The following is a 9,454-nucleotide window of genomic DNA, read 5'->3' on the forward strand; positions in this document are numbered from 1 at the left end:
CTTTCCCCCTGCCCCTCGCCCCCGTGCCTCTTTTGACTCATCAGCTATGTAGATGGCAATAAACCAGCGCACAGATATTTTATATGTAGAGATATTGCATACCAAGGCTTTGCTTGAGTTACTTGCCTAAACCCTTCTAGAATTAAAACTATTGTAGGGAAATTGTATTAATAAACTTACTTTTATTCTGGGAGGTATGATGAGCCGTCCAATAATTCTTGGTATTGTCGGCGACAGCGCTGCTGGGAAAACAACACTAACGCGGGGAATCGCTCAGGCACTCGGCCCAGAAAATGTCACAATCATCTGTACAGATGATTACCACCGTTACGATCGCCAACAACGCGCAGAAATTGGCATCACTGCCCTCCACCCAGACTGCAACCATTTAGATATTATGCAGCAACACCTGTCGCTGCTACGCACCGGACAGCCCATTCTCAAGCCAGTTTATAGCCATAAAACAGGCACATTCGAGCCACCGCAGTATATCAAGCCCAGTAAATTCGTAGTTATTGAAGGATTACTCGGTTATTCGACTCGTGCGGCCCGTGATTCTTACGATGTTAAAGTTTATCTTGCGCCTCCTGAAGAATTACGTGCTAAGTGGAAAGTCAAGCGAGATACGCAAAAGCGGGGCTACACACCTGAACAGGTGCTAGCAGAATTAGAAAAGCGCGAACCAGACTCATCACAGTTTATCCGTCCGCAACGGCAATGGTCTGATATAGTTATTAGTTTTTATCCACCGACTGATGAAGATGATGAAACCAATGGACACCTAAATGTTCGATTGGTACTGCGTCCGACAATTCCCCATCCAGATTTCACCGTAATTACCAATTCTAGTTATGGTAATTCTGACTCAGCCATTCGTCTGGGGCTAGACAGAGACATGAGTAAGCCTGTGGATGTCTTAGAAGTTGATGGTCATGCAACCTTAGAACAGGTGAATAAGCTAGAGCATATTATTTGTTCTGATATGCCCCATCTCCGAAATCTTTGCGATCGCGAAAGTAATCCAGAACTGGGTAAAATTGCTGGTACAACTGGAGAGACATTGCAAAGTTACCCTCTGGCTTTGACTCAGCTAATCATTACCTACCACATGCTCAAAGCAACGCAAATTTATCAATAATCAGGGAAGATGGAGGGGTTTAAGAACATAGCGTAGTTTACCACCGTAGGCATCGTCCTAAATCATATTATTTTTAGTTTTCCCTTTGAAAGTTGCAAATGAAATTACCCACATAACCTTACCAAGGTTAAAGATTTTCTCAAATAAAGGTGATTTTGACAGCAAACGAGGGATAACTAAGGATAGTTTGATGTGTGGTGACGATTTTCTTTGTTTATGACCTATTGCCTCAGAATTGCCGACCTACCTACAAATGAGCGTCCGCGTGAGCGATTAATGACGCATGGTGCCAAAATTTTAGCCACAGCAGAGTTAATCGCAATTCTTCTAGGCACTGGTCAAGGCCCAGGAAAACTATCTGCTGTGGGTTTGGGACAATTTATTTTGAGCGAATTAGGCAAACACCAACGCGATCCTTTGGCGGTTTTGCGAGAAGTTAGCCCCGCAGAGTTGATGCTAATTTCTGGTGTTGGCCCGGCGAAGGCGACAAGTATTTTAGCAGCAATTGAATTGGGCAAACGCGCCTTTCAATCTCGACCGAATGATGGCACATTGATTGATAGCCCCCTTGCTGCTGCCGCTACCCTCAGTCAAGATTTGATGTGGCAGACACAAGAACGTTTTGCAGTGGTGCTATTAGATGTTAAGAATCGCTTGCTAGGTACGCAAGTAATTACCATTGGCACAGCAACTGAAACCCTAGCCTCTCCGCGTGATATTTTTCGGGAAGTTATTCGTCAAGGCGCAACGCGGGCAATAGTTGCCCACAACCATCCTTCTGGGAACCTTGAACCTAGCCATGAAGATATAGAATTGACGCGCCAGTTGTTAGCAGGGGCGCAGCTTTTGGGCATTCCGGTACTAGATCATCTGATTTTGGGTAATGGCAATCATCAGAGTTTACGGGAAATAACGACCTTGTGGGATGAACACCCGCAAGGGGATTAGTGAAAAAGCAGGGAGCAGGGGCGATTGCAGTTACTTAACAGAAATACCAATTGGTTGGCAAATCCCCCAGAAGTGCGTTTGAGTGTCCGCGCAAGGGAACCTGTCACACCTCGGCAAGTAAAGTTATTAGAAGAATTTATTAAACAAGAGATGGGGCAAGCATTCACTTTAATTTTTGAAGTTGGTCAAGTGGAAGAAATTAGAAGTTCTGAACCCACACCCTGAAGTTGCTAATTTGGCATGAATGAAGAGAGAATCTATCAGTCAAGCCCAACTAACTTTCCAAAACGTAATAGTGGATGTAACTCAATTAGTTAAAGTTTCAATTATTCTTTTGCTGCTTGCTACAGGAGTAGCTTTGCTATCCCGGCGGTTGCGAATCCCTTATGTCACGGGTTTAGTATTGGCAGGTTTGCCAATCACTGAATTGTTATCTCGTCCGATTGGTTTAAATCCAACCTTGGTTTTGAATCTTTTCTTACCAATTCTCATCTTTGAAGCTGGCATTAATACAGATGTCAGCCGCCTACGCAGCACCTTTAAACCAATTGCCCTGCTAGCTGGCCCTGGGGCTGTGCTTTCCAGTGGGATTATTGCCGCCCTGTTAAAATTTGGGCTGGGACTGAGTTGGATACCTGCGTTATTTGTCGGAGTAATTCTGGCAAATACTGATACAGTTTCTATGATTGCCGTCTTTAAGGAAATACCAGTACCCTCCCGGCTTTCCACCATCGTTGAAGGAGAAACTTTATTTAATGATGCAGCTGCTCTAGTTTCATTCAACCTAATTTTGCAAGTATATTCTACAGGTTCACTCACATTTATAGAGGGAATCCAACAACTGCTATTTATCTCTCTAGGAGGCTGCGTTGTCGGGTTAGTCTTGGGCTACTTGAGCATACCTGTATTCGCCCGTTTAGATGATGCCCTTAGCAGCTTATTACTAACAGTGGCAGTTGCATTGGGAACTTTTCAGGTTGGGCAATTTCTTGGTGTATCGGGTGCGGTGGCTGTAGTTGTCGCTGGATTAATTTTCGGAAATTTAGGGCTTTCTCAGAATACTTCTGCTTCTAGTCGCATCACTTTGTTGAGTTTTTGGGAGTATGCCAGTTTTACCGTCAACACCTTTATTTTTTTGTTAATTGGTGTAGAAATAGACCTGGTAACGCTCTGGAGAACTTTACCTGCAATTCTCTTTGCAGTTTTGGCTTATCAAGTTGGGCGAGTTCTTACAGTCTATCCGTTGCTAGCAGGGATTCGTTTGATTGACCGTCCAATTCCATTGCGCTGGCAACATTTACTTTTTTTAGGTAACATCAAAGGTTCGCTCTCGATGGCTCTGGCATTGAGTTTACCAGAAACACTACCAGGGCGAGATGTTCTCATCGCTTTAGTTTTTGGTAGTGTGCTGGTGTCGTTAGTTGGACAGGGTTTAAGTTTGCCTTGGGTGGTAAAACGCTTACAGTTATCTAAATTTTCTGAAGTTCAACAACAGGTTGAAGAGTTACAAGCCCAGTTGATGACGGGTAAGGCCGCACAAGATGAATTAGATAGCTTGTTGAAATCGGGTGTATTACCAAAAGCTGTTTATGAAGAGATGCGTTCAGCTTATCAAGTGCGAATTGCCGGTGCAGAAAAGACACTGCGGGAACTATATAATCGTCGTCCTGATGAGTTAGACGGCAAAAGTAACAGCAGTGGTAAACTTGATGCCATTCGCCGCCGTTTACTGCTGGCAGAAAAAGGAGCGCTTAATGAGGCGATGCGAAAGCGAATTCTTTCAGAAGAAATTGTGCGCGGACGGATACAAAATCTTGATGAACAATTGCTGAAGTTAGATGATGATTAAATGTGGGGAATGGGGAATAGTCTGAGCTTCGTTGATGAACCTCTGAGCTTTGTGAATGAACCTCTGAGCTTTGTGAATGAACCTCTGAGCTTTGTCGATGAACCTCTGAGCTTTGTGAGTGAACCTCTGAGCTTTGGCTGATTGATTGGGAACTGCTGCCTCCGCTTAGACATTTAGTCAGAGACTCAATCAATGCATTCTTATACAGAGCATGAAAACGAAGAAAAACTTAATTACGAATTACGAATTACGAATTACGAAGGCGATCGCTTATAGTTCTTTTGACTTTTGATCGCTCTACCAGGACTGATAAAAGAAATTCCTTGTTGGAAGTCAGTACCAATCATGACTGCCTCCACTATGGGTTCGGATATTTCTGTTTGAGCTACCCACTCGACAATAAAGTTTGCGCCTAAACCTCCACTGGTATCATTTCTATTTATAAAAAAATCTGTCGAAGCAAGGGCATCAAGTTGAATAGGACGCTCCAAATACTGTTTAATTAATTTCCCTTCTGAGTTGTAGTAGCGCACAGAAGTAATAACGATCGGATTGGTCAAATCTGTATTCCGAATACTGAGTGTAACGGCTAACTCGAAAATCTCCTGCTTATTGTGATGATAGATATGTGAATAGACAGGAACATAAACAGTTTGACCGCTTGCTATCTTAAAATTTTTATCTAGCGTTACTATTTTTTGAACTGGGGTTGCTTGAATAGCGTCGGGTTGTGATTTGGGTGAAATATTTGTTGATTGACAAGATGCCAGAAAAATAAGAGCGATCGCTAAAATATATGGATAAAGCTTCATCAAAACTATTTACACCCATTTTTTTATACATTTGTAGCTAATCCCACCTAATAAATAGTTTCAGTCGGGACTACGCTCAACATCTTTGTTCAATAAAATCAATAACTTGATGTAAAGATCCTGGTTTAGTCACAATCAACACTGTTGAATGAGGTTCCAGTATTGTACTGCCATTAGGAATCATCAAATCTTCGTGAGGATGGGATTGATAACCAATAATTAGCGAACCACTAGGAAATCGGGCATCCTGAGCGATTTCGGCAACACTACGACCAGCAACATAGCAATTGTTTGGGATGGCAAGTTTCAAAACCTCAATCTGTCCTTGCTCAAAATGCATCATTGATTCCACTTGGGGATACTCAATGGCATTCACCATTGTTGAAACTGATAGTTCAACAGTACTGATGATATGGTTGGCTCCAGCTATTCGCAGTGGTTCAGCAAAATCGGGGTGGCGCATCCGACTCAAAATATGGGTGACACCATAGTGTTTAGCAAGAGTTACCATTGCCAAGTTTAAGGCATCACTTCTTAAGACAGCTGCCAAAGAACCGGCTTTGCGAATCCCAGCTTCTAGCAATACTTCTGTACTTACAGCACTGCCTTCAAAAGCCATTGCCCCTACTTGTTCACGGGCATAACGACAAGCAATAGGGTCAACGTCAATTACAGCAACAGTATGTCCTAGCTCTACGAGTTTTTGGGCTAAACTTAAGCCCACTAAACCAGCTCCACCTATTAGTACGTACATAGCTGCTCTTTTTACTTTTTTTGATCTTCCTATTCCACTTTACAAGTTAGGAAAGTAATGAAAGTGTAGCTTGTATAGAGATATACGTTCAACTTGTGGGAATATCAAAAATACGCCATTCTTGAATACCAAAACGCTTCAGAATTGGTTCGGCTTGATGGATACTGTGTTCTGTACTTTCTATTGTCACTAAATAATCGCCTTGAAATACTCGGTCATTATAGAGTTTGGCGGCTTCTTCAGGAAGAAACCAACCCCGCAGTGCGCCAATAAGACCGCCAGCCGCTGCACTAGCTCCACTTCCTAAAAGTGTGGCTAAAACAGACTCCGCTGCTAGTGCTGGGCCAAAACCAGGAATAAGCAAAATACCCAAACCCGCAACCAAGGTAAGTAAACCTCCCACCCTAGCACCTGCTAATCCACCCGCCCTAGCACCCTCAGCAGGAGTGATAGTACTTTCATTCGTGTCGGAACTGTCAGGTTGCTCATTAACCTTGGGTGTTTTAGTGATTACGGAAATCTCATGCATCGGAAATCCACTACTTCTCAGTTCGTCAAGGGCCTGTAGTGCAATTTTACGATTACTAAATATACCAATAGCGTGTTGAAGTTGATCAGAAGCCATTTTGTTTGCCTCCCAAAAGCATTGATGAACCTGCAAAGCTTTTATTGGTGATTGATTTGTTTATAGTCTGACCAACAAATGTGACCAGAAAGTGTTAGGGCAGTCTGGTTTGGTGCAAATGCGATCAGCAGGCAAGAGGTAATAGGCAACAGGCAATAGAAAAGAAGGCTCTTTGAATTGTACCTAGCTTCGCAAAAATCAAATATGAGTCTTATAGTTACTTACCAGCAATGTAGACAACAGTATTATTTCAGTATAGGTAATATCAATTGTAATTTTTGAATTGGTATTTTTCGAGTAACTCTTTAACTTGAGCAGCTACCAAAGGATGTGGATCTTTTTGTAACTGGGGTAAGATTTGCAGGAGAACGCGATGTGAAACCATATTTAGATATGCGATCGCAGCTTCTCTAACAAAGCCTGTTGGATGACGCAAACTCACTAAAATCTCAGAACTGGTAAGTCGGATGCGAGTCACTTGAGCAAAATGGAAACAACAAGCTAGACACCAATCCGAAAGGAAGTTACCTAACATCAGCAATCTGTGGAGGCGATCGCTAACTAGCATATTCTCATATTCTACGATCTTGGCTTCTACAAGATGTTGCAATTTTTCTGACTGCGGTCGGTTATCTAAAATATTCAGCAACAGAGACTTGCAAGGCAAAGTTACGGTATGCTCTAAGATTTCTAAACCCCGTGCTAAATTTACCACTGAGAGCGATCGCAGATTAAATGCTGCTGCCTGCATCTTTTCTGGTGAGTAAAGCAGTCTGAGCAACAGTAGCAGCCGCTCTTTCACATCCAATTCCAATTCTAAAAGGGCGCGTTGGAGTAACTCAGAGACAATCGCAATCCTCTGGCTTGATTGATGATTTTCTTTTTCATCTAATATTTTCAAGTCTATATATGCACCATAAATCTCACCTAAAAACTTTAATTCCTGCTCAATTAAATTTTCTACCCGACTTTCATAAAACCGATCTACTAAACCTCTAATTCCTGGTTGTTTATGTATTTTTAGTAAGCTCCGAAGAATATGATCCCTAGTTATACCCCAGGATGCCTCCAAGTTTTCCCATAAGGTCTCTAATGCTTCCTGAGTGCCAATTTGAGCAATGGTACGCCAAGCGTACATCCGCACTACTTCTGGTTTGTAAATATTGTTAGCTAACCGCAACAGCATCTCTATCGCTTCATTTTCTAGTCGCACTAGGGATGACATTGCTATAGTGCGGGTTGATTTGTAATAAAGTGCTGCAATCAGCGCCGAATAGTATTCCTCTAAATGGGTTGCTGCAATCATTTCCAATACGGCACAGCGCACCCGTAACGACTCATCTTGTAATAAATTTGGGATGTGAATCCGTAACGCTTGTAAATAAACTGCTTCTCTAAGGGCTCTAACTCCATTCACCCGTTCCCGTTCTTTCTTATGAGTTAACATCCGCCGCATAGTTTGGGTAGCTGCTACCTTTTGCATCGGCGTTCCCTGACGTAAGACTAAAGCGGCGGCGGTAGCGCGGATGAGTGAGTTTTGGCGGGGGTTCAGATATTCTTCTAGGATGCTTAAATTGGGATTTGGTTCAGCTAGCCAAACGTAACGTAGTGCTAGGGCAAAAACTTCGGGGTTAGTTTCTTGGGGTTGTTCTAACAAAGGACGAATCGCAGATAGATAAGCGGGATTTGCACCTGCTATCAGCATCACTTCCAAACTTTGGCGCTGCAAATCTGGGGTTAACTTAACTAACAGGGGTGCTAAAACTTCCGCAGCTCCTTGAGAGTCAATTTGGGCTAAAAGTTCAATACAAGAGCGTTTATCAGCCTCGCTGCCTTTTTCTCCTAAAGCTTTGACTACACCTTGCTTGAAGAATCGTAAGCCGACATTAGTTGCACTCAACTGGCCCCGTGCCACACTCAAGACTAACAGTTCAACGTAACGCGATCGCAATTCCCAAACTACTTTTAAACAGGTGCTAGCTATCAGCATTGTTTCTGCCACCAATACCCACTTTTGCAGGGATACGGGTACAAAGCGGTTACAAAACAATAGAGTTGCAAAAATTAGTACTCCTGTCAAACCTGTAGCGATCGCTTCGGCGGTTCCGCCAGATAAAGTCTGCATCCGGCTGCGAATTGACTCTGGAATCGGTTGGTACAGGATGGGGCCGCTACTCATGACAAAGGTGTAGCGCAGAAGTTCATCGCAAAATTTGACAATTATCAGACCCCAGAAAAAGCTTTGCGATTGTATGGCTGGAATTAAATGCAAAAATACCAGCACTCCTGGTAATGAAAAGCCTACGGTGATTGGTAAAAGTGTCGCGGTGAAAAATACCCCCATCCGTTCAATGAGTCGGCTGGAAATAAACCACTGCAATAACAACTCACACAGTCCCAACATCCCACCAAAAAGACCCAAGAAACTGGCGAGTTCTCGGTCGCTCATATTGGATTTGAGTTCGCGCAGATATTGAAAATCTATTAATAACCCAATGACTTGCAATAGGCCCACGAAAGCAAACAATTGCCAAACATAGCGCTTCAGCGGACTTTTAATAAAGCGCTCTCGTGAAGCTTGTTCTTCAGGAATTAGTCTTTGTGGAGTTTCAGGAAAAGCCGCTCGATAGTGATTAGTTAAATACAATAAAATCCCCGATCCGAATAAAATCACTACACAGGCGATGAAGATGATCTTATTCAGCGAGGTGTATTGCACTAGCCAAGGCAAACTAAAACCACTAATTACATCTGCTACCAAAAGTCCACTACTCACCAGTGGGTAAGTCCGCTTAATCTCTCGAATGTTAAATATTTGGTTAGCGACGATGGAGGTGTTGAGATCGTTGACTACATAAAGGGCATCTACCCATAGCCGCAGCAGAAAGGCCGAAATAACTACCAGGTAAGAAACATGAGATCCCCAACGTAATAAAACTAATAGAAGTAATGGCATCAACATGCAAGGTGCGATCGCTACAATCACCTGGCGTAACGGAAAAATCCTTTGCAGCCAAGAGTATAAAAAAACCAGTGCTGCGCTCATAACGGCACTGGCAATATACATCCACGGCAATAGATGAGTCCCATATTCATCCAAAAACAGCGCCACCGTACTGTCTTCTGCCCACCGCAATCCTACACATACAGTTGTGTAAAAAATAAACATTAGTTGTGTTCGTTCACTCTCCTCTGGCCGGAGATTCACCCACTGTAGTAGTCGTGGTAAAACAACTTTATTTACAGCAAACCAGTGATTTTTCAGTTCCATGCAGTTTTATTTTCTGGTAGTATCACCGCCCAATAGGGGCAGGGGGCAGGGGGAGGC

The 9,454-nt window shown here is 43.0% G+C and carries 8 protein-coding genes and 1 pseudogene; 5 read left to right on the top strand and 4 right to left on the bottom strand.

Features of this window, described 5'->3' with window-relative positions:
* Positions 1 to 199 precede the first annotated feature (199 nt).
* From G1O98_RS33695 to G1O98_RS40970, 5 genes and pseudogenes are all read left to right on the top strand, one after another.
* On the top strand, positions 200 to 1,138 hold the full coding sequence (locus G1O98_RS33695; RefSeq protein WP_163937818.1) for a phosphoribulokinase: 939 nt from the start codon (positions 200 to 202) through the stop codon (positions 1,136 to 1,138).
* Between the two features lie 216 nt (positions 1,139 to 1,354).
* Positions 1,355 to 2,086, top strand: coding sequence for a DNA repair protein RadC (radC, locus tag G1O98_RS33700; RefSeq protein ID WP_163937806.1), 732 nt, complete (start codon positions 1,355 to 1,357; stop codon positions 2,084 to 2,086).
* Positions 2,087 to 2,107: 21 nt separating this feature from the next.
* Positions 2,108 to 2,311 (top strand): annotated as a pseudogene (locus G1O98_RS33705) (TIGR00341 family protein); the annotation flags it as partial.
* A gap of 70 nt (positions 2,312 to 2,381) precedes the next feature.
* Positions 2,382 to 3,935, top strand: coding sequence for a sodium:proton antiporter (locus G1O98_RS33710; protein WP_163937820.1), 1,554 nt, complete (start codon positions 2,382 to 2,384; stop codon positions 3,933 to 3,935).
* 9 nt (positions 3,936 to 3,944) lie between these two features.
* Entirely contained in the window at positions 3,945 to 4,076 is a 132-nt protein-coding gene (locus G1O98_RS40970) for a hypothetical protein (RefSeq protein ID WP_275941817.1), read from the top strand.
* 113 nt (positions 4,077 to 4,189) lie between these two features.
* Here G1O98_RS40970 and G1O98_RS33715 read toward each other — a convergent pair whose 3' ends face one another.
* From G1O98_RS33715 to G1O98_RS33730, 4 genes are all read right to left on the bottom strand, one after another.
* Complete coding sequence (locus tag G1O98_RS33715) at positions 4,190 to 4,747, bottom strand: DUF3124 domain-containing protein (RefSeq protein WP_163937809.1); 558 nt, start codon at positions 4,745 to 4,747, stop codon at positions 4,190 to 4,192.
* Between the two features lie 76 nt (positions 4,748 to 4,823).
* The gene (locus G1O98_RS33720) at positions 4,824 to 5,501 is read right to left on the bottom strand and encodes a TrkA family potassium uptake protein (protein WP_012412607.1); all 678 of its coding nucleotides are present in this window, start codon (positions 5,499 to 5,501) and stop codon (positions 4,824 to 4,826) included.
* Between the two features lie 88 nt (positions 5,502 to 5,589).
* Positions 5,590 to 6,126: a hypothetical protein gene (locus G1O98_RS33725; protein ID WP_163937813.1), complete on the bottom strand. Its 537-nt coding sequence runs from the start codon at positions 6,124 to 6,126 to the stop codon at positions 5,590 to 5,592.
* Between the two features lie 265 nt (positions 6,127 to 6,391).
* Positions 6,392 to 9,397 carry an MFS transporter gene (locus G1O98_RS33730; protein ID WP_163937815.1) on the bottom strand — a complete coding sequence of 1,002 codons (3,006 nt, stop codon included), beginning with the start codon at positions 9,395 to 9,397 and terminating at the stop codon, positions 6,392 to 6,394.
* Positions 9,398 to 9,454: the final 57 nt, after the last annotated feature.

The organism is Nostoc sp. UIC 10630, assembly GCF_010747425.1.
Classification (GTDB): Bacteria; Cyanobacteriota; Cyanobacteriia; order Cyanobacteriales; family Nostocaceae; genus Nostoc.